The organism is Rothia aerolata (genome assembly GCF_014635585.1).
Taxonomy (GTDB): Bacteria; Actinomycetota; Actinomycetes; order Actinomycetales; family Micrococcaceae; genus Rothia; species Rothia aerolata.
Genome location: NZ_BMDC01000001.1, coordinates 670,630 through 693,414, shown reverse-complemented (window position 1 = coordinate 693,414; position 22,785 = coordinate 670,630). Strand labels below are relative to the sequence as shown.

Genomic DNA, 22,785 nt, shown 5'->3' with positions numbered 1-22,785 from the left:
GGAGTATGTGGGCGGGTACCGGGCCGGTGAAAGCCCTTCCCTGGAAAACTATTCTGGGCGCGGTGAGTAAAGTATACGTAATCGTTACATTAGCCGGTATGATGGTGTCTGCCGTCATTGCAGGGTTTTCTGGATTTCTTGGCTTTACCCTCGGTTCGGTCATCGTTTATCTCTGGTTTACACTGGACATAGTGGTTGCGGTTAAATCTGAGAAGGTCTCAATGGCAGAGAGCGCCCGGCGACTGATGGCAGTCTATGTACTCAAGGTTGTGCTGGGTCTGGTTTTGCTTCTGGTCGTACCGGTGCCGCAGAACCTGCTGAACGGCTGGTTGCTAACCGGCGCGATTCTGGGAGTTTCGCTGTGGCTTGCAACCCTCATGAAAGCCTTAACGGGGCTCAGAATTTTGTACTTTGACGACCATGATCAAGAAATCGCTAGGCGGGGTGAAAGATAGCCGTGGGTGAACCCAAAAAGAAATGGTGGGACGGCGATAAAGAGCTCCGCTCAGCAGGTGATTTAGTCTCTGGTGGGGGAACCGCAGGCGCGGTTATGACTATCCTCTACGTCATAATCGGCATAGCTTTCTGGAGTTTGGTAGGCTATGGGCTGGATCGCCTTTTCGGCACGTCTTGGATTGTGTGGATTGGGGCTTTGATTGGGGCTTTTGGTGGCTTCTATCTGGTCTATTACCACATGAGAAACAGCAAATAAGATAAAACGTAGAATCACGCATACACACTAAAGATGCAACAAAATTGCCCGGCAATTTTGACAGGGAGCAAGAAAGGACTTGCCTTGATCGTAGACGGTCTAGTGAACGCCGCTGGTGGATTCACTCCTCCTACCGTGGAGGACATGCACCTGCCCAATTTCTTTGAAATTGGCTCATTTGGGTTCGGCAAGCAGATGCTATTGGTGCTTCTGTCTGTAGTGATTGTGGCTGGCTTCTTCATGCTGGCAGGTCGCAAGCGGGCAATGGTTCCCGGCAAGGGCCAGTTTGTTGCTGAAATGGGCTACGGCTTTGTGCGTAACTCCCTGGGCAAGCAGCTCATCGGCGCCCACCACTTCAAGCCCTTTGTGCCCCTGCTGTTCACCTCTTTCTTCTTCATTCTGGTGAACAACCTCTACGGTTCAATTCCCTTCTTCCAGCTACCCACGCTCTCTCACGCAGGCTCCGCCTATGTGCTGGCAGCAATTGCCTGGCTAACCTGGGTTGGTGTGGGTATCAAGCGCAAGGGTCTGGGAGGTTTCTTCAAGGATCTCACCATGCCCTCGGGCGTTCCTCCGGTTCTCTACATCATTCTGATTCCGATTGAGTTCCTCTCCAACCTGCTGATTCGCCCGGTGACCCACGCACTGCGTCTCTTCGCCACCATGTTCGGCGGTCATATGGCAATGATGGTTGCTGCCGCTCTGATGAGCCACCTTGCTGTGACCGTCGGTGGTCTTGGCGGCTGGCTCGGTTCCCTGGCCCCTCTGGCTCTGGGTATCTTCCTCTTCTTCCTTGAGCTGATGATTCAGTGCATCCAGGCTTACATCTTCGCCCTGCTGCTGGCCGTTTACCTGCAGGGCTCGGTCTCAGAAGGCCACTAAAGTTTTCGCGATTACCTGCTCAACCAAGTTCAGGTAAGTCGTTGAATATAGCGACCCGCTCTTGCGGCGGGTAGTGACATAACCCCAAAGTAACTCTGCTCGTTTACACACACTTGAGACGCGAGCACTGTTGAAAGGAAAAAACATGGAAATCGCAGGTTCACTGAGCGTTATCGGTTACGGCCTTGCAGCTATCGGTGGCGGCATCGGCGTGGGTCTGATCTTCGCTGCTTACATGACCTCCGTTGCTCGCCAGCCCGAGTCCCAGCGCACCCTGCAGCCTATGCTGTTCATGGGCTTCGCAGTGGTTGAGGCACTGGCAATTCTTGGCCTGGTTCTCGCCTTCATTATGTAAGACTGGCGAAAGCCGTTTTTGACCAATCTATAGAACAGGAATTTCCCCTATGTCACTTTTGATGGCTGCTGAGGAGGGCGCTAACCCCCTCGTCCCGAACATCTGGGAAATAGTCATTACCGCCATTGGGTTCCTGATCCTCCTCTTCATCGTTGCCAAATACGTTATCCCGATGTTCGAAAAGATCTATCAGGATCGTAAGGAAGCGATTGAGGGCGGTCTTGCCAAGGCTGAGAAAGCTCAGGCTGAAGCTGCCGCAGCACGCGAAGAGTACAACCAGCAGCTCGAAAGCGCTCGTCTGGAAGCACAGCGAATTCGCGAAGAAGCACGCAACGAGGGCGAAGCAATTCTTGCAGAGTTCAAGGAGCGCGCAAATGTTGAGGCACAGCGCATTACCGACAACGCTCAGAAGACTATCGAAGCTGAACGTGCAGCTGCCATTGTCTCCCTCCGCTCTGAGGTAGGCTCACTGGCAACTACTCTGGCAGGTAAGATTGTGGGCGAATCCCTCAATGATGATGAGCGATCGGCCCGTGTGGTAGATCGTTTTCTTGCTGACCTTGAAGCCGAGAAGCAGAACGCAGGTGCAACTCGGTAATGGCAGGAGTATCTACTGAATCGCTGAAGAAGGTGGAGACGGCACTTACCGCAAACACTGCAGTAAGCCCTGATCATCTTGCTCAGGAACTTTTCGCTATCGCCGATGTTATTGACAATGACGGTAGCCTGCGTCGCGGTCTGGTTGACCCCGCTCGTTCTGAAGAAGCACGGGCGGGCATCGTCAAGTCAGTATTGGGCGGCAAGGTTTCAGAAGCAGCGGTAAACGTTGTTTCAACCGCAGCAGCAGCTCGCTGGTCCCACGAACGGGATCTGGCTGATGCTCTTGAAACCTCTGCAGTCAGCGCTCTTGCTATCTCCGCTGAACAGCGTGGGGGAGTAGAGGCACTGGAAACCGTAATCAACGAGCTTTTGACTTTTGTCAACTCCGTTAACGGTTCTGCAGAAGCTCAGTCAGCACTGACCGACGATCGCGCAACTGACGAAGCCAAGAAGAAGCTGGCCCTGGTACTGGCGGGTAACCCCGATTCCACCGAAGGCCGCATTCTGGTTGAACGTGCCAGCTCCACCCCCCGCGGTACCACCCCGGCCCGGTTGGCTGAATCGTTCGTTGAAACCATCGTGGAGCGTCAGCACCGTTCGATTGCGCGTGTGGAAACCGCTACACCGCTCACCGAAGCGCAGATTGAGAAGCTTCGCGCAGGTCTTTCAAAGGCTTACGGCAAAGAACTGAAGCTTGATATCACTGTTGAACCGGAACTCATCGGTGGTCTGCGAGTTCAGGTAGGCGACGAAATGATGGACGGCTCAGTCCAGACTCGTCTGAACGAACTCAACCGATCATTCAACTAGTTTCGGTCACCGTTCAACGGTGATTGAGCAGATACACGTGTACGGCCCCGTTCCCGTACACGCCCACTTGAGTGGACGGGAACGTTATCCGTATAAGCAAGTTTCGATCTTTGCAGAGGTCATCTCAGATGACCGGCAAAGATTACAAATAAGGAGAGCAGGGACACAAGATGGCCGATTTGACCATCAATGCCGATGATGTCCGTAATGCGCTGAACGAATTCGCGGCGTCTTACGAACCCGGCAACACAGAACGAGTAGAGGTGGGTCGCGTATCGTCTGCATCTGACGGTATTGCACGCATCGAGGGTCTTCCCTCTGCTATGGCTAACGAGCTGCTTCGCTTTGAAGACGGCACCCTTGGTCTAGCACAGAACCTCGATACCCGCGAAATTGGTGCAATCGTGCTCGGTGACTTCACCGGCATTGAAGAGGGCCAGGAAGTTCACCGTACCGGTGAGGTTCTTTCTGTTCCCGTAGGCGACGGCTACCTGGGTCGCGTCGTTGACCCCCTGGGTAACCCCATTGACGATCTTGGCGAAATCGCGTCAGAGGGTCGCCGTGCTCTGGAACTGCAGGCACCCGGCGTGACCATGCGTAAGTCAGTGCACGAGCCCCTGCAGACCGGTCTCAAGGCAATCGACGCCATGATTCCGATCGGCCGCGGCCAGCGCCAGCTGATTATTGGCGACCGCCAGACCGGTAAGACTGCAATCGCAGTTGACACCATTCTGAACCAGAAGGCTAACTGGGAATCCGGCGATCCCAACAAGCAGGTACGTTGCATCTACGTGGCTGTTGGTCAGAAGGCTTCTACCATTGCCTCTGTTCGCCAGACCCTCGAGAACAATGGTGCTCTTGAGTACACCACCATCGTTGCTTCTCCCGCATCCGATGCTGCTGGCTTCAAGTACCTGGCTCCCTACACCGGTTCTGCCATTGGCCAGCACTGGATGTACGGCGGCAAGCACGTTCTGATTATCTTCGATGATCTCTCAAAGCAGGCAGAAGCCTACCGTTCGGTTTCCCTTCTGCTACGCCGTCCTCCGGGACGCGAGGCCTACCCCGGCGACGTCTTCTACCTGCACTCCCGCCTGCTGGAGCGTTGCGCAAAGCTCTCCGACGAGCTGGGCGCAGGTTCCATGACCGGTTTCCCCATTATCGAAACCAAGGCAAACGACGTCTCTGCCTTCATTCCGACCAACGTTATCTCCATTACCGACGGTCAGATCTTCCTGCAGTCCGACCTCTTCAACGCAAACCAGCGCCCCGCAGTTGACGTGGGTATCTCGGTGTCTCGCGTGGGCGGTGCTGCACAGACCAAGGCAATGAAGAAGGTCTCCGGTACCCTCAAGCTGGATCTGGCTCAGTACCGTGCGATGGAAGCTTTCGCAATGTTCGCCTCCGATCTGGACGACGCCTCCAAGCAGCAGCTGACCCGCGGTGCTCGCCTGACCGAGCTTCTGCGCCAGCCCCAGTACACACCCTACGCAGTTGAGGAACAGGTTGCCTCCATCTGGGCGGGTACCAAGGGCTACCTGGATGACCTCGAGGTCTCCGATGTGCTCCGCTTTGAGAAGGAATACATCGACTACCTGCGCCGCAACAGCAACGTTCTGCAGAACATCGCTGAGACCGGCAAGCTCGAAGACGAATACGTCGCAGAGCTCAAGGCAAGCGTTGAGGCAGTCAAGCGTGATTTCCGTTCAGAGGGCACCAGCCACCTGGTCGATGCAGGTCACGAAGAGCACAAGCCCGTCAACGGTTCTGAAATCTCACAGGAAACTATTGGTTAGCGATTGATTCTTGGAGTCATGCCCCTACCCGCTTGAGTAGGGTAGGGGCAGAACCAAGAACTGAAAGGAAGCTCTATGGGAGCCCAAATTAGGGTTTACCGTCAAAAGATTGCTTCGACATCGTCTATGAAGAAAATCTTCAAGGCGATGGAGATGATCGCGACCTCTCGTATTAACAAGGCACGCAAGAGCGCCGACGCAGCCAGCCCCTACGCTGTTGCTTTGACCAAGGCGGTCTCTGCCATCGCAACCCAGCATTCAATCCAGCACCCGCTGATTGGTCAGAAAGACGCCCAGCACCGCCGTTCGGCAATTCTGGTGATGACTTCTGACCGCGGTCTGGCAGGTTCCTACTCTTCATCGATTCTGAAGAAGACCGAGGGCCTGATTGAGAAGCTCAAGGGCGAAGGTCGCGAAGTTCAGCTCTACCTCGTGGGTCGTAAAGCGAAGTCCTACTTCGATTTCCGTGAACGCCCCTACGAGCGTGCCTGGGAAGGCAACACCGACTCTCCCAACGTAGAGATGGCAGTGGAAATGCGCGATGCTCTGCTCGAAGCATTTACCCGCCCCTACGAAGAGGGTGGCGTTGATGACCTTCACGTTGTCTACACCGAGTTCGTTTCCATGGTTACTCAGGAGACAACCATTCTTCGCATGTTGCCCATCGCCGTGGCTGATGCCCGCAACATCGGTGAGGAAATTGTTCCCGGTGAGCGTCTTGAGGACGAGCAGTTCAAGCAGAACGCAGTGTTCGAGTTTGAGCCTTCTCCTCAGGAAGTTTTGGATGCACTTCTGCCCCGCTACATTGCATCGCGTCTGTACGCCTGCCTGCTGGAAGCAGCTGCTTCCGAGCTCGCTTCGCGTCAGCGGGCAATGAAGTCTGCCGGTGATAACGCAGACGAGCTCATCAAGAAGTACACCCGACTCATGAATAACGCTCGTCAGGCAGCGATTACTCAGGAGCTCTCTGAAATTGTTGGCGGCGCGGACGCCCTCGCCTCCTAAGACGACCAAACTACCCACTTTTACATTAGGTAAGTGAGAACAATGACTTCCACTCTGAATGAATCGGCAACCGCGCCGACTCAGGGCGCTACCGGCCGCATCGCGCGCGTCATCGGCCCTGTGGTCGACGTCGAGTTCCCGGCGGGCCAGGTTCCCGATATTTACAACGCTCTGCGTACCGAGCTCACCGTCAACGGTGAGACCACCTCCATCACCTTCGAGACCGCACAGCACCTGGGCGACTCCATCGTTCGCGCGATTTCGCTCAAGGGCACCGACGGTCTGGTGCGCGGCCAGTCGGTAGTTGATACCGGTGCCCCCATCTCCGTGCCCGTGGGCGACGGCGTCAAGGGCCACATCTTCAACGTGCTGGGCGAGGCCCTGGACGTAGACCAGTCTGAGATCAAGGCTGATGACCTCTGGGCTATTCACCGTAAGGCTCCTAGCTTCGCTGAACTTGAGGGTTCAACCGAGATGCTGGAGACCGGTATTAAGTCCATCGACCTGCTGACCCCCTACATCAAGGGCGGTAAGATTGGCCTCTTCGGTGGCGCGGGTGTGGGTAAGACCGTTCTGATTCAGGAAATGATTACCCGTGTGGCTCGTAACTTCGGTGGTACCTCGGTGTTCACCGGTGTTGGTGAGCGTACCCGTGAGGGTAACGACCTCTGGGTTGAAATGGAAGAGGCAGGTGTTCTAAAAGACACCGCACTCGTGTTCGGCCAGATGGATGAGCCCCCGGGAACTCGTCTGCGCGTTGCGCTGACCGGTCTGACCATGGCGGAGTACTTCCGCGATGTTCAGAACCAGGACGTGCTGCTCTTCATCGACAACATCTTCCGCTTCACCCAGGCAGGTTCTGAGGTTTCCACCCTGCTCGGCCGCATGCCTTCAGCTGTGGGCTACCAGCCCAACCTGGCTGACGAAATGGGTCTGTTGCAGGAGCGCATTACCTCAACCCGCGGTCACTCCATCACCTCCATGCAGGCAATTTACGTGCCTGCGGATGACTACACCGACCCGGCACCTGCAACCACCTTCGCTCACCTGGATGCAACCACCGAGCTCAACCGTGAAATCGCATCTCGTGGTCTGTACCCCGCGATTGACCCGCTGACTTCATCGTCACGTATTCTTGACCCCCAGTACATTGGTCAGGAACACTACGACACCGCGATTCAGGTCAAGGCAATCCTGCAGGAAAACAAGGAACTCCAGGACATCATTGCGATTCTTGGTGTTGACGAGCTTTCCGAAGAGCAGAAGGTTGTTGTTTCTCGTGCCCGCCGTATTGAGCAGTTCCTCTCTCAGAACACCTACACTGCTAAGCAGTTCACCGGTGTGGAGGGTTCAACTGTTCCGCTGAAGGACACCATTGAGTCCTTCCAGATGATCTGCCGTGGCGATGTTGACCACATTCCCGAGCAGGCCTTCTACAACATTGGTGGCATGGACGACGTCTTCCGCCAGTACGAGGAAATCAAGGCACAGACTGGAGCCAAGTAATCATGGCACTACAGGTCGAAGTAGTATCCCGCGAGCACAAGGTGTGGGAGGGCGAAGCAAAGTACGTGCGTGCGCGTACCGCCGATGGCGATATCGGTGTGCTGCCCGGCCACATTCCAACCATGGCCTTGTTGGCTGAGGACGGCGAGTTGCTGATTGAACCCGTTTCGGGCGAAAAGATTGTGACCCGCCTGCAGGAAGGTTTCTTGACCGTATCTAACGATCGGGTGACCATCGCTGCTAAGCACGCTCAGGTCTAAACAAAGAGAGCGCCCCTGCCTCATTAGGCAGGGGCGCTCTGCATTTTAAGCACTGCACGGGTTGCCGTGATTGCCAGTGGCCATTTTTAAACCGGTTTTCGCAGGTTTTCGGTATAAAAATGGCCTCTCGAGGAATCTCAGCTGGGGAAGGGTACAAGTTCTTCTTGCCGGGCTGGCGTAGGTACACCTGTATACCCTGGGTACACATCTAGACGTGTACCCAGGGAATACAGGTGTACCTTTGGTCTTTCAGCCGGGTTTTGCGTGTACTTTTGGCACCTCAGCGGGAATCTTTGTGTACCGGGAACTTGTTTCCGCGAAAAATCCACAAATGGCCCATATCGCTGGTGCTGGATTTTGGGGTGTTGGGGATGCACTTTTCTTCCTATAATCCTCAAGTGAAGAGAATCGCGGAGCCCGGCCTGATAACAGAGCTAGAAAATTCTGCGAGTATCCCAGCAGTGCTGGTGCCAGTGCCGGCGTTCTTCTACCGCCCGCTCCCTGCCGAAGAGGTGGTCTTCTTGCCAGACCACCAGGTGGGCAACACCCGGCGGAATGTTCCGGGAGCATTCGGGGCACTTGTAGGTTTTGACTGCGTTGACCGCCGGCATGTATTGAACGAACCAGTCGCCGTCTGCGGCGTGCTCCACCTTGGGCGCGGGGTCGAGAATGCGCGAGATGTCTCTGCCACCGCCGGGGGTTTTCTGCCACTTGCTGGGGGCGGGGCCGGAGTTTGAGCTTCTTTTGCGCGAGTGAGATCTACGAGCCATGCTTATATTCTGTCACAGCCTCCGCGGGCTAGAAGGTGAGCCTGCTTAGAAACCCAGCGGTCAAGCAAGCGGCGTGAATGTTAGAGTTATCTGCGTGCGTCTTGTTATAGCTGAATGTTCTGTAGATTATGAAGGCCGTCTCAACGCCCATCTGCCGCGCGCAACGCGGCTGGTGATGGTCAAAAATGACGGTTCCGTGCTGATTCACTCTGACGGTGGATCTTATAAACCCCTGAACTGGATGAGCCCTCCGGCCACCATGCATATTGCCGACCGTGAGGAGCTTGAGGACTCTTCAACTTTCGACCTCGCCGACGATCCCGACCTTCAGCAGCTCTGGCGGGTTCAGGCGGCTAAATCAGATGACCTGCTCAAGATTCGGGTTTATTCGGTGGTGGGGGAGCTCTCCCACGATTTGGGCGTTGACCCCGGGCTGATTAAGGACGGCGTGGAGGCGGATTTGCAGCGCCTGCTGGCCGAGCAGATTGAGCGGCTGGGGGCAGGCTACACCCTGGTTCGCCGCGAGTATCCCACCGCTATTGGGCCGGTAGACATTATGGCCAAGGACGCCAACGGGGTCTCCATCGCCGTGGAGCTCAAGCGGGTGGGCGATATTGACGGCGTGGAGCAGCTGACCCGCTACCTGGAACTGCTCAACCGCGACCCTCTTCTTGCCCCGGTCAAGGGAGTCTATGCTGCCCAGAAGATTAAACCCCAGGCTCGAACTCTGGCTGAAGACCGCGGAATCCGCTGTGTTTCTCTGGACTACGATGCCATGCGCGGGGTGGACGACGTCGAGGCCCGCCTCTTCTAGCGCGCCTCAGCCGCTCAGGCGGCGTCCTGCCTGGGCACGAGAACTTCCTTCACGAGAATCAGCAGGGAGGCAGCAATCGGAATGGCGATGAGCGCTCCCAAGACTCCCCAGAGCGCGCCACCGGCGGCAACGGCAATGATTGCTACGCCGCCGGGAACCGCCACCGCTTTAGACATAATGCGCGGTGAGATGAAGTAGGCCTCAATCTGTAGGTAGATGAAGTAGCAGATAGCGAAGATCACCGCGGTCTGCCAGCTGTTCATCAGGCAGATAAGCGAGACCAGGATTCCGGCGCTGACTCCGCCCACCAGCGGAATGAAGGCAAGAATTACCACGAAGAGGGTGAGCAGCTGGGGGAAAGGGGCGTCTACGATGAGCATGACGATCAGGGCAAAGGTGGCGTTGCAGACGGCCACGATAGCCTGCCCCATCACGTAGTAGCCCACCGAGGCGGTAATTTTTTCGGTGAGCGCGGCAACCCTTTCTCTGCGGCTGGCGGGGGTGAGTCGAACGAACCAGGCTTTCATCACCGGCAGGGAGGAGAGGAAGTAGAGGGAAAGAAAGAGCACAATCAGGGTGCCGGTGATAATGGTGGCAACGGTGGAGCCAGCATTGACCAGATTGTTGAGAAAGCCCGAAACCACATTGGTGTTGCCGGTCAGCTCGGTGAAGCCCGCCTGAACCTCGTTGTCTACCCAGGAGCGAACCTCAAACTGGTTATCGATGGTGATAAAGAAGTCTGAGATCAGAAAATCCTCGAACATGCCGGGAAAGCCGTTGACCAGCTGTACGGTCTGGTTGGCAATCTGGGGGATAACGTAGGAGAGAAGCCCCGTAAGAGCCAGGGTGATCAGGGCGAAAAGACTAATGACCCCGGCAATGCGGGGCATTCCCAGTTTTTCTAGACGGCGCACAGCGGGGTCAAGACCCAGCGCAATAAAGAGGGCACCCACCACCCAGCCAGCCAGGGCACCCACGTTGGTCATGGCCCACCAGCCCAGAAGGGCTAGGCCCACCCCGGTGGTAAACATGAAGCCCACCAAAACAGGGTTGACCACGCTGACCGGTTGTTCCTTGCGCTCTTCTTGAGTCGACTCAGCTACTGTACCCGTGGAAGGAGGCTCAAAACGCGGCCGCGGCTGGGCCCAGGGAATCGAGGGAATGGAGGGCCGAAAAGAGCGCTCGGTCTCGGTACTGGCCCTCTTCTGGTGGCGGGGCAGTACCCATCGCTTGAGCTTACTGCCGGAGGTCTTATCAGCCACGATCACGCTTTCCCTTCTTGCCCGCGGTTTCTCTCTAAGTCTAGTGCCCCACGGCTAACCAGCGGGGTTGCTTTTCAGCCTGTGGCGTGAAGCCCGAGCGGTTCATCTATAAATTTGGCAGGATAGAAAAGAGAAAATCGTGTGACCCCAAGGAGTGAACGATGACTGAAAATCCTGCTGAGAACATTCCGGCTTCGGTGCGCAACGCCCCCGATCTTTCGGCCCTGGCATCTCAGGCAAATGCCCAGCAGAGCCCCGAGCAGACGGCGGGGGAGCCCACCTGGCGTTTCGAGGTAGAAAGCACCGAGGACTTTCAGAAGTACGTGCAGATGTCATCGCAGGGCGCGGTGATTTTTGCCCTCTACGCTGGCCATTCCCCGGCATCGCTGGGGACCGTAGACCACCTGGAGAAGTTCATTAACTCGGCCGGCGGTAACATGCTTCTGGCAAGCGTGGATATTACTAAGCTGCCCGAGGTTGCCCAGGCCTTTCAGGTACAGGGAGTTCCGGCGGCGATTGCCGTGCTGGCGGGCCAGCCTGCCCCCATGTTCAACTCGCAGGTGACTCCGCAGCAGATGGGCGATGTGCTCCAGCAGGTGCTACAGATTGCCGCCCAGCAGCAGCTGCCCGGCGGCTTTGCCCCCAACACCGCGGGCGAAGCCGAGGAAAAGCCCCTGCCGCCCCTGCACCAGGAGGCCCTGGATGCTATCGACCGCGGAGACTATGACGCCGCCCGGGCCGCCTACACCAAGGCCCTCAACGAGAACCCCGGCGATCACGACGCCAAGATTGGTCTGGCCCAGGTGGGTCTGCTCGACCGCGTGAAAGACCTCAAGCTGGACGACGCGCGGGCGGCCGCCGCGTCAAACCCCACCGACGTGCAGGCGGCGCTGAACATCGCTGATCTGGACATCACCGGTGGCCACGTTGAAGATGCCTTCAACCGGCTCATTCGGCTCTTCCCCCAGGTGGATTCCGACCAGCAGAACGTCATCCGAGAGCGCCTGCTGGAACTGTTTGAGGTGGTGGGAGCAGCTGACCCCCGCGTGAAGAAGGCGCGGTCGGCACTGATGATGGCACTTTTCTAGGTCAAGAGATTTGCCTTGCCCAGTCGCTCGGTGGTGGCGCCAGCTGACCCTCTCGCGTCTCGCGCGGGGCGCTCGTCGCGATTCACGCCAGCCCCAGCCAGCTGGCGCCACCACCGACCGGCCTGGTCAGAGGGCGACTCATCGTTCTTAAGAATGAGGAATTCACGCTATGTATCACGTAGGGTAGTGATATGACCCATGAATCACCCACTCCTTGGAACAACCCTGCCGATACCAGCACAGCCGCCGTGCCCGCCCAGCAGCCACCCGTCGTCCCGAATACACCCGCGGCAGAGCGGCGTCAGCCCGCCCTGGACATTCAGGGGCTGGTCAAGGTCTTCCGCGATAAGGTGGCGGTAGACGGCATCAACCTGACCGTGCCCCGGGGCTCTTTCTACGGGCTGGTGGGTCGCAACGGCGCGGGTAAAACCACCACCCTGTCTATGTCAACCGGCATGCTGCGGCCAACCCAGGGGCAGGTATTTATCGACGGCACCGATGTGTGGCTCCAGCCTCGTGAGGCGAAGAAAAAGGTGGGGGTGCTGCCCGACGGCGTCTATCTCTTTGACAAGCTCACCGGCGAGCAGCTGATTACCTATGCAGGCCGGTTGCACGGGCTAGATAAGGCAACCGTTGCCGAACGCACCGCTGACCTGCTGACGGCGATGGATTTGCAGGAGGCCGCTGGACGCCGCGTGAGCGACTACTCGGCGGGTATGACCAAGAAGGTTGCCCTGGCCGTGGCGATGATCCATGCGCCCTCTCTGCTGGTGTTGGACGAGCCTTTTGAAGCGGTTGACCCGGTTTCTGCTTCTAATATTCAGGATATTCTCAAGGCCTATGTGGCCGGCGGCGGTACCGTGATTCTTTCCTCCCACGTGATGGATTTGGTGCAGCGGCTCTGCGACCACGTTGCCATTATGAACCAGGGCAGGATTGTGGCAGCCGGTAGCCTGGACGAGGTTCGGGCCGGTTCCAGTCTCGAAGAGCGCTTTGTTGATCTGGTGGGCGGTCGAGTGAAGTCGGAGGGTATCTCATGGCTCTCACACTCCTAAGCCTCAAATGGCGTTACTTTCTTGCTTCTTTTAAGGGCAACGTCTGGGTAATTGTTGGTTTTATTCTTGGTGGCCTTTACGGGCTGGGTATTGTGTCTTCCTGGACCTTTGCCTCCCTCATGCTGGGGTTTGAGGAAACCGAGCCGCAGACGATCACTCTCTGGCTGGTTGGCTTTGGAACCGTACTTTCCCTTGCCTGGTGGCTGGTGCCCCTCTTTACCTCGGGTACAGATGCCACCCTGGATCCCGACCATCTGGCTCCCTACCCCCTCAGACCGCGCGAAATTATGGTCGGTCAGCTTCTGGGCGGGTTCGTTGGGCTGACAGGTTTTCTCACCCTGCTGGCGGTTCTGGGAACCGGGCTGGCAACGTTGAGCAAGCCGCTGGTTTTTATCTTCTACCTTGTGGTGGCAGCTCTGGGACTGGTGCTGATGATTTCTGTCTCCCGCATCTTCTCTCTCATCGCCATTGAGCTGAATTCAATTCCGGTGGTGCGCCAGGTTCTTTTGATTCTCGGCTTTCTTTTGCTGCTGGGAGCAGGGCCTCTGATCGTGGCATCTGCCTTTACCCTCCAGACCTTTTACGACTCCCTGCCGGTGATCGCGGAGGTTGCGGGATGGACGCCGCTGGCCTCGGCTTTTTCTGCGGTAGCTGCGGCCTACGAGGGCGCCTGGGGCATGGTGCTTCTTAAGCTGGCTCTGACCTGTATCTACGCGGTGCTTGCCTGGTTGCTCTGGAAGAAGCTCTTGGTCAGGGCTATGGAACGCATCGGTACCCTGCGCGGAGACCCGGTAGCTAAAACGGTTGAGGCGGGCAAGCTGGGAATTTTCGATCGCTTTCCTGCTACACCTACCGGAGCTATTGCCGCCCGCACGGTCCACTCGCTCATCAAAGACCCCCGCATGAACATGAACCTGGTAATGGTTCCAGGCTTCTACCTGCTTTTTTCCCTCTTTGGCAGAATCAGCTTTAGCGACGGTGGAGACAAAGTTGGCTTCAACACCAACTGGTTCATGCTGGTTTTCATTCCCATCATGGCCGGTTACGTTTATGCCTATCTTGTCTCCTACGATAACTCCGCCTTCAGCATGCATGTTCTGGCAGGAGTCAGCGGCAAGGCTGACCGCTGGGGCAGAGCCTGGGGCTTACTGATCATCATGCTGCCCCTGGTGGCGGCCGGTACGATCTTCATGACTTTTATGGGAGGAAACCTGCATCTGCTGGCACCGCTACTGGGCCTAAGCCTCGGTCTGGTGCTCTCGGGCGTAGGAGTTTCAGCGGTGGCGGATATGAATATCTCTATACCTGCGCCACCGCCCGGTGCCAGCCCCTTCAAAACCCAGAGACAGTCAGACGGTTTCGCTAAGGGCCTGTTGCGTATGCTGGTCATGCTCATCATCCTCATCTGCGGGGTACCGGGGCTGATTCTGCTGGTGCTAGCTACCGGCTCAGACTCCCAGACCTTGGGCTGGGCATCAGCCGCCGTCTCGCTGGTAGTGGGAGTCGTCGTCCTCGTCGTGGGAATACATCTGGGTGCCCGCTCCTTTGAGAAGAATGCACCCGAAACCCTGCAGCGCGTGAGCGCTTTCTACTAGACTGGAGAAAACCAAAGTTCTAAGGAGGCTTGCATGTCATCCATTCCGGGAATTGACGATCCCTTTGCACCCGATACCCAGGGCGGCACCGCCCTGCTCGAGCGGGAAGAAACCCAGCTCTCTGAGCCCGGCGACCACGAACGGTTCAGCCACTACGTGCGCAAAGAAAAGATCATGGAGTCAGCCCTGACCGGCAACCCCGTGCGCGCCCTCTGCGGAAAAATCTGGACCCCCGGCCGCGACCCTGAAAAGTTCCCCGTCTGCCCCCAGTGCCAGGAAATCTACGACGGTTTGGCACCCGGCAAAGACAATGAGGGCGATCAGTAAAAGGATCGTGTGAGAAAGAGAAAGCACACCGATAACCGGTGTGCTTTCTCTTTGGTACTAGAATCGATAAGTCGTGCAAAAGTTCGGCCCGTGCCGCAGCCTGCGGCCGATAGAACAGGGGAGTGGAAGAGTATGAGCGAGCAGCCGTCACTATTCGATGCAGCACCGGCACCCAATCCCAACATTTCACCGGCCTACCCTAACAAGGCAGCCTGGGGCACCAAAACCAAGCTGCGTGCCTGGCAGGCCGAGGCCATGCACAAGTACTTTACCGAGAACCCCCGGGACTTCATGGCGGTGGCAACCCCCGGCGCAGGTAAAACCACCTTCGCGCTGACCGTGGCCAAGGAGCTCTTTGACCGCGGCGTCGTCAACCGCTTAACCGTGGTGGCGCCCACCGACCACCTGAAGAAGCAGTGGGCAGACGCCGCCGCACGGGTGGGCATTTCGATTGACCCCAACTTCAAAAACGCAGACGGCTCCCACGGTCGGGGCTTCCAGGGGGTGGCGCTCACCTACTCGCAGGTGGCGAACAAGCCCATGCTCCACCGAGCCCGCACCGAGAACGCCCGCACCTTGGTGATCATGGACGAGATCCACCACGCCGGCGACGCCCTTTCCTGGGGCGACGGCCTGCGGGAGGCATTTGAGCCGGCCACCCGCCGTCTTGCACTGACCGGAACCCCCTTCCGTTCCGACGACTCGCAGATTCCCTTTGTGACCTATGAAGAGGGAAACGACGGTATCTTCCGTTCAAAGTCAGACTATTCCTACGGCTACGGCCCGGCCCTGAAAGACCACGTGGTGCGCCCGGTAATCTTTATGGCGTATTCGGGGCAGATGCGCTGGCGCACCTCCGCCGGTGAGGAAATGGCGGCCAACCTGGGAGAGGGCTTTACCAAGGACGTCACCGCCCAAGCCTGGCGCACCGCGCTGAACCCGGACGGCGAGTGGATTCCTACCGTGCTACGGGCAGCGGATAAGCGGCTGACCGAGGTGCGGCGCACTGTGCCGGACGCCGGTGCCCTGGTGATTGCCACCGACCACACCGATGCGCGCGCCTATGCCTCCCAGCTGCAACGCATTACCGGAGAAAAACCCACCGTGGTGCTCTCCGACGATAAGACGGCGTCAAAGAAAATTGATGATTTTTCTTCAGGCAACCAGCGCTGGATGGTAGCGGTTCGCATGGTGTCTGAGGGCGTGGACGTGCCCCGCCTGGCGGTGGGAGTTTATGCAACCTCTACCTCGACCCCGCTCTTCTTTGCCCAGGCTATCGGGCGTTTTGTGCGTGCCCGTAAACGCGGTGAAACCGCCTCGGTCTTTCTACCCTCGGTGCCCCAGCTGATGATGTTGGCTAACGAGATGGAAACCGAACGAGACCATGCCCTGGAACGCAAGGCCCCCGCTGAAGAAGCCCCCATTGACCCTATGGTGGAAGGGCTAGACGACCACCTGATTGAAGAGGCCAACCGGGAAGAAGGAGCCTCCAATGCGCTGGCGCGCGGTAAATTTGAGGCGATCGGCTCCCAGGCTGCCTTTCACGGGGTGCTCTACGACGGCTCTGAGTACGATGCCTCCGCGTTTGAAATTGGCTCGGACGAAGACGCTGATTTTCTGGGTATTCCCGGGCTGCTCGACGCTGAGCAGGTGGGTACACTCCTGAAGGCACGCCACGAACAGCACGCCGCTAAAAACCCCGGAAAGCCAGCCCCCAAGGTGGTGGACCACCGCCAGCTCAAAGACCTCCGCAACAAGCTGGCTAAGAATGTTTCAGCTTACGCTATTCGCTCGGGCAAGCCCCACGGCTCGATTCACAACGAGCTCCGCCGGGTCTGTGGTGGGCCGCCGGTGGCCCAGGCCTCTGCCGAGCAGATTCAGGCCCGCCTGGATAAGCTGGCGGACTGGTTTATTGGGCGGAAGTAGGTGTGCTGCGGACCCTCGCGCAAATAGTGCACTTTGGTTGATTGTGTGCAAACTAGTCTGCACACAATCAACCAAAGTGCACTATTGAGAAAATCGGAGCTCGGCTAGATCGTGGCATCTGCCTCTTCTTGGAGCGTAAGACCCCGGCGAAGGGCACCCTCGATGAAGTACACCACTGAAATTGCCACCACTATTCCTAGCTCGAACCAATCTGATGAGTATCTAGACACCGATACGCGATCATGCCCAGCGAAATAATTTTGAACCAGCGTATCCAAAACCATTTGGTCGATTAGATAGATGATAAGTCCAATACTCAGAATCCAACGCACCTGTTTGAAGATCCTAATGGCGTGAAAAGAAAAATTTTCACGTCGATTAAAAGCACTGCTCACTCGTACCATCTGAATACAAAACATTGTGACAATAGCGGTGGGCAAAAAATGTTTGACCCAGGCAAAGGCGAGAATATGGATAGGCAACTCCGCTGTCTCCAAAGTATGTGCTTGACCAGAATTAATGTCATATGCTGATATCCATATTGGTTCAGTTGAGGGATAAGGCCAGTAAAGAATTAGTGTCAATGGTATGAGAAATGATAGTGCAATAAAGCTGACAAAAGCAGTGTTGAATGAATTTTGGGCTTCTAGCTTTTCTGTCTGAGTTTCTTTCGCTTCCAGGCCGAAAAATGCTTTGATTTTTCCCATGATTACTCTTCCTCGTCGAGGGTAAAAAGTTCGCCAGGCGTGCAATCCAGCGCTTCGCAAAGAGCCGTGAGAGTTGCGAAGCGAACAGCTTTAGCACGGTTATTTTTAAGAATGGACAGGTTGGCAACGGTAATTTCTACCTTGTGGGAAAGCTCCACCAAGGTCATGCCCCGTCGCTCAAGTATTTCATCTAGATGACACACAATTCTGTGGTCTTCAACAGGCGGCAAGCCATTGCCTCCTCTCTGCCCCAAACATATTGTTTTTCGATATGACCTCATTAAAGCATATCGTTTTTCAATATGGCAATAGCTTCAGCATATGCAAAAACGCGAGTGGTGGATTTTCGGCTTAAAAACCAAGTTTTAAGCCGAAAATCCACCACTCGCGGGGCGGAGAAACAAAAGCTACCGAACCACAGCCACCCCGGCGTCGTCCAGCTCATCCAGAGCGTTCTCAAAACCCTCGTCGCTGACAGGGGCGGTCAGCTCCGCCAGTACCCGGGTCTCGTAACCGGCGTCCACGGAATCCAGGGCGGTGGCCTTCACGCAGAAGTCGGTGGCAATACCCACCACGTCTACGTCGGTAATCTCGTGCTCCTGCAGCCAGTCATCGAGAGAGACCTTGGGACCCTCGTCTACCACGGCGGTGGCGTGAGCATCGCGCTCGCCGGTCATCACGGTATCTTCGGGAGCCAGCACGCCCTCGAAGCCCGAGTAGGCGGCCTCGAACTCGCCCTTGCGGAAGTAGGCCTCAATGTAGTCGGTATCAAGCTCGGGGTGTAGCTCGGCACCCTCGGTCTCTGCCTTGCAGTGAACAGGCCAAGAAGTTTTAAAGTCCGGGGTCTCGGAGAAATGAGAACCCGGATCCACATGCCAGTCCTGGGTGGCAACAATGGCGTCGTAGTCGGTGTGGTGGTCTTCTACATACTCGCTAATGGCTGCGGCTACCGCTGCACCGTTTTCGGTGGCCAGGGTGCCGCCGGGGCAGAAGTCGTTCTGTACGTCAACGATAATGAGCGCTTTGGGCACGTTTATTCCTTCGCTTGGGGGTTAGACAAATTCAGTGGGAATCACGGGGTCGCCGGCAGAGAGGCGGGACGCCGCCCGGGGGAGTTCAGCGATGGACGCCGCGTGGCGGGCCGCCGCTTTTTCTACGCCTTCTGCACCGGTAAAGCCGGGAATGACCTCGCCGTGATCAACCAGATCAACCATGAGCGGGCGGTCGTTGCAGTCGGCGGGAGCCTCAATGTCTACCCCGATGATTTCGTGGGTTGCAATTCCGGCTGAATTGAGGCGACGCACCGCGGTCTTGCGGCCGCCGTGGGAGGCCTTGCCTGAGGACGCCTTGGCCACCGGTTCCATCTCACCGCGGCTGTTCTCGCGGGCCACCACCTTATAGACCATCGAGGAGGTCGGGGCACCGGAGCCGGTCACCAGCCTGGTGCCTACCCCGTAGGAGTCAACCGGCACCGCGGCCAGCGAGGCAATGGCGTATTCGTCGAGGTCGGAGGTTACGGTGATTTTGGTCTGGGTGTTGCCCAGAGAGTCGAGAAGCTCGCGCACCCACCGTGCCTGGGTTACGAGGTCGCCAGAGTCCAGGCGCACCCCGCCCAGCTCCGGCCCGGCAAGCTCTACGGCCTTGCGCGCCGCAGCTTCGACGTCATAGGTATCAACCAGCAGGGTGGTGTTCTTGCCCAGCGAAGCTAGCTGGGCGCGGAAAGCTGCTTCTTCATCGTCGTGCATGAGGGTGAAGGCGTGGGCCGAGGTTCCAATGGTTTTCAGGCCGTAGCGGCGGCCTGCCTCAAGGTTGGAGGTTCCGCTGAACCCTGCAATGACGGCGGCGCGGGCGGCGGCAACGGCTGCCTCCTCGTGCGCGCGGCGGCTGCCCATTTCTAGGCAGGGGCGGTCACCGGCTGCCCCGGTCATTCGTGAAGCGGCGGAGGCAACAGCCGAATCATAGTTGAAGATGGAAAGCAGGTAGGTTTCAAGCACGCAGGCCTCAGCGAAGGTGCCCTCAACCTGCAAGACCGGCGAGTTGGGAAAGAAGACCTCGCCCTCGGCGTAGCCGGAAATCGAGCCGCTGAAGCGGAAGTTTTCAAGAAATTCCAGGGTGGAGTCGTCGACTACCCGATGGTCTGCCAAAAAATCGAGCTCTGCCTTCTCGAAGCGGAACTGAGCGAGCCCCTCAAGAAAGCGGCCGGTGCCGGCGAGCACGCCGTAGCGTCGCCCTGCAGGAAGACGACGGGTAAAAACCTCAAAGACGCTTCTCCGGTGGGCAGCACCAGACTTGAGCGCTGCCTGAATCATGGTCAGTTCATAGGTATCTGTGAAAAGTGCGGTAGAAAAAGACACGGGTACAACTTTACTCGTCACAGAATACTTACGCGAGAGTGCTGAGGGCTAAATCGCTGGGTAAACGATGGGGGAGTGGGTAAAATAGTAGGCAGTTTGCTGACTAAGTGTCTGCAACAAACCGACTCGGCATCGCCCTGGTTGCGGTGCCCGTTCGGTCATACACATCGCCGCGCAGAGAACGGTTAGACGCCGAGGAGATGAACAGCATGTCAGTTGCCCCCGATGAGGCGCTGGATCTACGAGAAGAAACAGATACGCTTCAGGCACCCGATACACCCTGGCAGGTGATTGTATGGAACGATCCGGTGAACCTCATGAGCTATGTGACCTACGTTTTCCGCACCTACTTTGGTTTTGGCCAGGAGAAGGCACAGAAGCTGATGATGGCGGTGCATACCGAGGGCAAGGCCGTGGTCTTTACCGGCTCCCGCGAAGAAGCCGAGACCCACACCAACGCCATGCACGGCTGGGGCCTGTGGGCAACTTTTGAAAGGGCTGAATAAGATGGCTCAGGGTTTTAAATCTACCCGTAAGGGCATTACTGCCTCTTTTACTCCCGAAGAGGCTGAGCTGATGATTAAGCTCTTCAACGATGTAGCCCTGGCGCTGGAACCGGAGCAGGGCGACGACGAAGACCCCCTGGCTGCCCTGGTGGGTATTAAGGAAAATACCGAGGCCCCTACCGATCCGGCACTGGCGCGTATGCTGCCGGTGGCAAGTGATGACCCCGAGGTAGCTGACGAGTTCCGCCGCTACACCGAAATCAACCTGCGTCAGCAGAAAATTGCCCACCTGAAGATGGCCGCGATGGACCTTCAGACCGGTCACCTGACCCTAGACGCAGAGCATGCCAGTGCCTGGGCCAAGGCGCTCAACGATGTGCGCTTGACCTTAGGGGCACGTTTGAACATCACATCGGAGGCAGATGCCGCCCAGGTGGGAGAAAAAGTAGACTGGAAGCAGATTGACAGCGTTGAAGACTACATGGCTTTTGTCTACAACTTTGTCTCCTGGGTGCAAGACACCCTGATGGAAGCTATGCTCTCAGAGATCGAAACCGATCGCTAGGCGGGGCCGGAAAGACCGATCATGACAGAAGACTCAGCAGCGTCGCCTGAGGGCGATACAGTACAGACTCCCTGGGGTTCTCAGATTCTTGCAAAGCCTACCCCAAGCGCCCCCATCGGGGTGTTTGACTCGGGGGTGGGCGGACTGACCGTAGCCCGCGCCGTCATGGACCAGCTACCCCACGAGAACATCATTTACGTGGGAGACACCGCTAACGGCCCCTACGGCCCCCTGAGCATTGCTACGGTGCGGGCCAACGCCCTTCGTATCATGGATGAGCTGGTGGATTCCGGCGTTAAAATGCTGGTCATCGCCTGTAACACTGCCTCGGCTGCTGTGCTCAGAGACGCTCGCGAACGCTACACCCGCAAGTACGGAATTCCGGTGGTTGAGGTCATTCAGCCCGCTGCCCGCCGGGCCGTGGCGGCCACCCGCAACGGCAAGATTGGTGTGATTGCCACCGAGGCAACCGTTACCTCTCGCGCCTATGACGATACTTTTGCGGTGAGCGGCTACGACATTTACTCGGTGGCCTGCCCCCGTTTTGTAGAGTTTGTGGAGCGGGGAATCACCTCGGGGCCCGAACTCTTAGCTACCGCTGAGGAGTACCTGGCACCGCTGAAAGCTGCCGGGGTTGATACCCTGGTGCTGGGTTGCACCCACTACCCTCTGTTGACCGGTGTGATTTCTTACATTATGGGTGAGGGCGTGACCCTGGTATCCTCAAGCGAAGAATCTGCTAAGGATGTCTACCGGGCGCTGGTCAAGCACGGCATGGAACGGGTGGGGGATCTTCCCACCCAGCACGAGTTTCTGGCAACGGGGCAGACCGATACCTTTGAAAAGCTGGCTCGCCGCTTCTTGGGGCCCGAGGTGGCGCACGTTCGTCATACGGATTCGGTGGCGCAGCAGTTCCCCACGGGGTCCCTGGCTTTGATTACGCCGGAGACCCTCTCTGCTGCGAGAACCTCCATCGACCCCTCTTTATAAATTTCATCAGAGTACTAAGGATTTTCACGCATGCGTTTGACCGTTATTGGGTGTTCTGGGTCTTTTCCCAGTTCTACCTCTCCGGCTTCGTGCTACCTGCTCTCGGCCACCGATCCGGCTGGGCGGGTCTGGCGTATTTTGGTTGATATGGGCAATGGCGCCCTGGGCAACCTACAGCAGCACGTGAAGCTGTCGGATATTGACGCAATTTTGATTAGCCACCTGCACCCAGACCACTGCATTGATCTCTCCGGTGTTCATGTTGCAGTGAAGTGGGATCCGCGGGGCTGGCCCAAGGGCCCGATTCCGCTCTACGGACCGCAGGATATTCACGAGTACATTTTGCACACCCAGGGTCTGACGATGGAAACTGGTATGCACACCGAGTTCGACTTTCACGAGTGGTCTCACCACGAGAAGGTGCAGATTGGCCCCTTTACCGTGGAGCCCTTTGAGGTGGTGCACCCCGTTAAAGACCCCTACGCCCTGCGGATTGAGTGCAACTCTATTACCGGGCGCACCGTGCTGACCTATTCGGGTGATACCGACTCCTGCCAGGGACTGGTGGACGCCGCTCGCGGGGCCGATCTTTTTCTGTGCGAGGCCGCCTACAGGGAGGGCCGCGATGACCACCTGCGAGGTATCCACCTGACCGGTAAGCGCGCTGCCGAGGCAGCCAAAGAGGCGGGGGCTAGGAATCTCATGCTGACCCACTTGCCGGTCTGGAATGACCCCGATGAGATTCGCGCCGAGGCCGAGGCTGTGTTTGACGGCGGCATCGGGCTGGCAGAGACGGGGGCAACCTACCTGGTACACCCCCGCCCGGTAGCCCTTGAAGATACCACCTACCCGGCCACGACCACGCTGAAAGTTATTGATAAGCACCTGTAAACCGGGTGT

At 57.4% G+C, this 22,785-nt stretch carries 26 protein-coding genes; 20 read left to right on the top strand and 6 right to left on the bottom strand.

Annotation, left to right across the window (positions count from 1 at the left end; genetic code table 11):
- The first annotated feature begins 5 nt into the window (after positions 1-5).
- From IEV00_RS03100 to IEV00_RS03055, 10 genes are all read left to right on the top strand, one after another.
- Complete coding sequence (locus IEV00_RS03100; protein WP_188358845.1) at positions 6-455, top strand: hypothetical protein; 450 nt, start codon at positions 6-8, stop codon at positions 453-455.
- Between the two features lie 2 nt (positions 456-457).
- Positions 458-712 carry an AtpZ/AtpI family protein gene (locus tag IEV00_RS03095; protein WP_188358844.1) on the top strand — a complete coding sequence of 85 codons (255 nt, stop codon included), beginning with the start codon at positions 458-460 and terminating at the stop codon, positions 710-712.
- A 144-nt stretch (positions 713-856) separates the two neighbouring features.
- Positions 857-1,594, top strand: a complete 738-nt coding sequence (gene atpB, locus IEV00_RS03090; protein ID WP_373868228.1) for a F0F1 ATP synthase subunit A — start codon at positions 857-859, stop codon at positions 1,592-1,594.
- Between the two features lie 145 nt (positions 1,595-1,739).
- Positions 1,740-1,949 (top strand): ATP synthase F0 subunit C, encoded by a 210-nt coding sequence (gene atpE, locus IEV00_RS03085; protein ID WP_188358842.1) that lies wholly within the window; start codon positions 1,740-1,742, stop codon positions 1,947-1,949.
- Positions 1,950-1,998: 49 nt separating this feature from the next.
- The gene (locus IEV00_RS03080; protein WP_188358841.1) at positions 1,999-2,547 is read left to right on the top strand and encodes a F0F1 ATP synthase subunit B; all 549 of its coding nucleotides are present in this window, start codon (positions 1,999-2,001) and stop codon (positions 2,545-2,547) included.
- Positions 2,547-3,359: a F0F1 ATP synthase subunit delta gene (locus tag IEV00_RS03075; RefSeq protein WP_188358840.1), complete on the top strand. Its 813-nt coding sequence runs from the start codon at positions 2,547-2,549 to the stop codon at positions 3,357-3,359. The genes IEV00_RS03080 and IEV00_RS03075 overlap by 1 nt, the downstream gene beginning before the upstream one ends.
- A 170-nt stretch (positions 3,360-3,529) precedes the next feature.
- Positions 3,530-5,155: a F0F1 ATP synthase subunit alpha gene (gene atpA, locus IEV00_RS03070; protein WP_188358839.1), complete on the top strand. Its 1,626-nt coding sequence runs from the start codon at positions 3,530-3,532 to the stop codon at positions 5,153-5,155.
- A 75-nt stretch (positions 5,156-5,230) separates the two neighbouring features.
- On the top strand, positions 5,231-6,160 hold the full coding sequence (locus IEV00_RS03065) for a F0F1 ATP synthase subunit gamma (protein WP_188358838.1): 930 nt from the start codon (positions 5,231-5,233) through the stop codon (positions 6,158-6,160).
- 42 nt (positions 6,161-6,202) lie between these two features.
- Positions 6,203-7,666: a F0F1 ATP synthase subunit beta gene (gene atpD / locus IEV00_RS03060; RefSeq protein ID WP_188358837.1), complete on the top strand. Its 1,464-nt coding sequence runs from the start codon at positions 6,203-6,205 to the stop codon at positions 7,664-7,666.
- A 2-nt stretch (positions 7,667-7,668) separates the two neighbouring features.
- Positions 7,669-7,926 (top strand): F0F1 ATP synthase subunit epsilon, encoded by a 258-nt coding sequence (locus IEV00_RS03055; protein ID WP_188358836.1) that lies wholly within the window; start codon positions 7,669-7,671, stop codon positions 7,924-7,926.
- A 434-nt stretch (positions 7,927-8,360) separates the two neighbouring features.
- Here IEV00_RS03055 and IEV00_RS03050 read toward each other — a convergent pair whose 3' ends face one another.
- Positions 8,361-8,696 (bottom strand): Rv1322 family protein, encoded by a 336-nt coding sequence (locus IEV00_RS03050; RefSeq protein WP_188358835.1) that lies wholly within the window; start codon positions 8,694-8,696, stop codon positions 8,361-8,363.
- Between the two features lie 73 nt (positions 8,697-8,769).
- Here IEV00_RS03050 and nucS point away from each other — a divergent pair, with 73 nt between their 5' ends.
- Entirely contained in the window at positions 8,770-9,510 is a 741-nt protein-coding gene (nucS, locus tag IEV00_RS03045) for an endonuclease NucS (RefSeq protein ID WP_373868215.1), read from the top strand.
- A gap of 14 nt (positions 9,511-9,524) precedes the next feature.
- On the opposite strand, the gene IEV00_RS03040 is transcribed toward nucS, so the two are convergent.
- Positions 9,525-10,772 carry an AI-2E family transporter gene (locus IEV00_RS03040; protein ID WP_229723033.1) on the bottom strand — a complete coding sequence of 416 codons (1,248 nt, stop codon included), beginning with the start codon at positions 10,770-10,772 and terminating at the stop codon, positions 9,525-9,527.
- A 161-nt stretch (positions 10,773-10,933) separates the two neighbouring features.
- Between IEV00_RS03040 and IEV00_RS03035 the strand changes: the two genes are divergently transcribed.
- The 5 genes from IEV00_RS03035 to IEV00_RS03015 all read left to right on the top strand — a co-directional run bounded on the left by IEV00_RS03035 (position 10,934) and on the right by IEV00_RS03015 (position 16,763).
- A complete protein-coding gene (locus IEV00_RS03035; protein WP_188358833.1) occupies positions 10,934-11,860 on the top strand; it encodes a co-chaperone YbbN in 927 nt (308 codons plus the stop codon).
- 191 nt (positions 11,861-12,051) lie between these two features.
- On the top strand, positions 12,052-12,915 hold the full coding sequence (locus IEV00_RS03030) for an ABC transporter ATP-binding protein (protein ID WP_188358832.1): 864 nt from the start codon (positions 12,052-12,054) through the stop codon (positions 12,913-12,915).
- Positions 12,897-14,510: a hypothetical protein gene (locus tag IEV00_RS03025; RefSeq protein ID WP_188358831.1), complete on the top strand. Its 1,614-nt coding sequence runs from the start codon at positions 12,897-12,899 to the stop codon at positions 14,508-14,510. The genes IEV00_RS03030 and IEV00_RS03025 overlap by 19 nt, the downstream gene beginning before the upstream one ends.
- 33 nt (positions 14,511-14,543) lie before the next feature.
- Complete coding sequence (locus IEV00_RS03020) at positions 14,544-14,837, top strand: DUF3039 domain-containing protein (RefSeq protein ID WP_188358830.1); 294 nt, start codon at positions 14,544-14,546, stop codon at positions 14,835-14,837.
- A 132-nt stretch (positions 14,838-14,969) separates the two neighbouring features.
- Positions 14,970-16,763 carry a DEAD/DEAH box helicase gene (locus tag IEV00_RS03015; protein ID WP_188358829.1) on the top strand — a complete coding sequence of 598 codons (1,794 nt, stop codon included), beginning with the start codon at positions 14,970-14,972 and terminating at the stop codon, positions 16,761-16,763.
- A 104-nt stretch (positions 16,764-16,867) separates the two neighbouring features.
- Here IEV00_RS03015 and IEV00_RS03010 read toward each other — a convergent pair whose 3' ends face one another.
- The 4 genes from IEV00_RS03010 to IEV00_RS02995 form a co-directional block, all read right to left on the bottom strand.
- A complete protein-coding gene (locus IEV00_RS03010) occupies positions 16,868-17,470 on the bottom strand; it encodes a DUF2975 domain-containing protein (protein WP_188358828.1) in 603 nt (200 codons plus the stop codon).
- Between the two features lie 2 nt (positions 17,471-17,472).
- Positions 17,473-17,700, bottom strand: coding sequence for a helix-turn-helix domain-containing protein (locus tag IEV00_RS03005; protein ID WP_229723032.1), 228 nt, complete (start codon positions 17,698-17,700; stop codon positions 17,473-17,475).
- A 177-nt stretch (positions 17,701-17,877) separates the two neighbouring features.
- Positions 17,878-18,501 (bottom strand): isochorismatase family protein, encoded by a 624-nt coding sequence (locus IEV00_RS03000; RefSeq protein ID WP_188358826.1) that lies wholly within the window; start codon positions 18,499-18,501, stop codon positions 17,878-17,880.
- A 21-nt stretch (positions 18,502-18,522) separates the two neighbouring features.
- Positions 18,523-19,824: a nicotinate phosphoribosyltransferase gene (locus IEV00_RS02995; protein ID WP_268234164.1), complete on the bottom strand. Its 1,302-nt coding sequence runs from the start codon at positions 19,822-19,824 to the stop codon at positions 18,523-18,525.
- Positions 19,825-20,033: 209 nt separating this feature from the next.
- Here IEV00_RS02995 and clpS point away from each other — a divergent pair, with 209 nt between their 5' ends.
- The 4 genes from clpS to IEV00_RS02975 are packed head-to-tail and all read left to right on the top strand — an operon-like array spanning position 20,034 to position 22,776.
- Positions 20,034-20,330, top strand: coding sequence for an ATP-dependent Clp protease adapter ClpS (gene clpS / locus IEV00_RS02990; RefSeq protein WP_229723031.1), 297 nt, complete (start codon positions 20,034-20,036; stop codon positions 20,328-20,330).
- A 1-nt stretch (position 20,331) separates the two neighbouring features.
- Positions 20,332-20,895, top strand: a complete 564-nt coding sequence (locus tag IEV00_RS02985; protein WP_188358823.1) for a DUF2017 domain-containing protein — start codon at positions 20,332-20,334, stop codon at positions 20,893-20,895.
- A gap of 21 nt (positions 20,896-20,916) precedes the next feature.
- Positions 20,917-21,885, top strand: a complete 969-nt coding sequence (gene murI / locus IEV00_RS02980) for a glutamate racemase (protein WP_188358822.1) — start codon at positions 20,917-20,919, stop codon at positions 21,883-21,885.
- 30 nt (positions 21,886-21,915) lie between these two features.
- A complete protein-coding gene (locus tag IEV00_RS02975) occupies positions 21,916-22,776 on the top strand; it encodes an MBL fold metallo-hydrolase (RefSeq protein ID WP_188358821.1) in 861 nt (286 codons plus the stop codon).
- The last annotated feature ends 9 nt before the right edge of the window (positions 22,777-22,785 follow it).

Excerpts from the sequence above, each read along its gene's own strand:
- IEV00_RS03100 (WP_188358845.1), top strand. The coding sequence starts at position 6 with ATGTGGGCGGGTACCGGGCCGGTGAAAGCCCTTCCCTGGAAAACTATT.
- atpB (WP_373868228.1), top strand. The coding sequence starts at position 857 with ATGCACCTGCCCAATTTCTTTGAAATTGGCTCATTTGGGTTCGGCAAG.
- atpE (WP_188358842.1), top strand. The coding sequence starts at position 1,740 with ATGGAAATCGCAGGTTCACTGAGCGTTATCGGTTACGGCCTTGCAGCT.
- IEV00_RS03080 (WP_188358841.1), top strand. The coding sequence starts at position 1,999 with ATGTCACTTTTGATGGCTGCTGAGGAGGGCGCTAACCCCCTCGTCCCG.
- IEV00_RS03075 (WP_188358840.1), top strand. The coding sequence starts at position 2,547 with ATGGCAGGAGTATCTACTGAATCGCTGAAGAAGGTGGAGACGGCACTT.
- atpA (WP_188358839.1), top strand. The coding sequence starts at position 3,530 with ATGGCCGATTTGACCATCAATGCCGATGATGTCCGTAATGCGCTGAAC.
- IEV00_RS03065 (WP_188358838.1), top strand. The coding sequence starts at position 5,231 with ATGGGAGCCCAAATTAGGGTTTACCGTCAAAAGATTGCTTCGACATCG.
- atpD (WP_188358837.1), top strand. The coding sequence starts at position 6,203 with ATGACTTCCACTCTGAATGAATCGGCAACCGCGCCGACTCAGGGCGCT.
- IEV00_RS03055 (WP_188358836.1), top strand. The coding sequence starts at position 7,669 with ATGGCACTACAGGTCGAAGTAGTATCCCGCGAGCACAAGGTGTGGGAG.
- IEV00_RS03050 (WP_188358835.1), bottom strand. The coding sequence starts at position 8,696 with ATGGCTCGTAGATCTCACTCGCGCAAAAGAAGCTCAAACTCCGGCCCC.
- IEV00_RS03035 (WP_188358833.1), top strand. The coding sequence starts at position 10,934 with ATGACTGAAAATCCTGCTGAGAACATTCCGGCTTCGGTGCGCAACGCC.
- IEV00_RS03030 (WP_188358832.1), top strand. The coding sequence starts at position 12,052 with ATGACCCATGAATCACCCACTCCTTGGAACAACCCTGCCGATACCAGC.
- IEV00_RS03025 (WP_188358831.1), top strand. The coding sequence starts at position 12,897 with ATGGCTCTCACACTCCTAAGCCTCAAATGGCGTTACTTTCTTGCTTCT.
- IEV00_RS03020 (WP_188358830.1), top strand. The coding sequence starts at position 14,544 with ATGTCATCCATTCCGGGAATTGACGATCCCTTTGCACCCGATACCCAG.
- IEV00_RS03015 (WP_188358829.1), top strand. The coding sequence starts at position 14,970 with ATGAGCGAGCAGCCGTCACTATTCGATGCAGCACCGGCACCCAATCCC.
- IEV00_RS03010 (WP_188358828.1), bottom strand. The coding sequence starts at position 17,470 with ATGGGAAAAATCAAAGCATTTTTCGGCCTGGAAGCGAAAGAAACTCAG.
- clpS (WP_229723031.1), top strand. The coding sequence starts at position 20,034 with ATGTCAGTTGCCCCCGATGAGGCGCTGGATCTACGAGAAGAAACAGAT.
- IEV00_RS02985 (WP_188358823.1), top strand. The coding sequence starts at position 20,332 with ATGGCTCAGGGTTTTAAATCTACCCGTAAGGGCATTACTGCCTCTTTT.
- murI (WP_188358822.1), top strand. The coding sequence starts at position 20,917 with ATGACAGAAGACTCAGCAGCGTCGCCTGAGGGCGATACAGTACAGACT.
- IEV00_RS02975 (WP_188358821.1), top strand. The coding sequence starts at position 21,916 with ATGCGTTTGACCGTTATTGGGTGTTCTGGGTCTTTTCCCAGTTCTACC.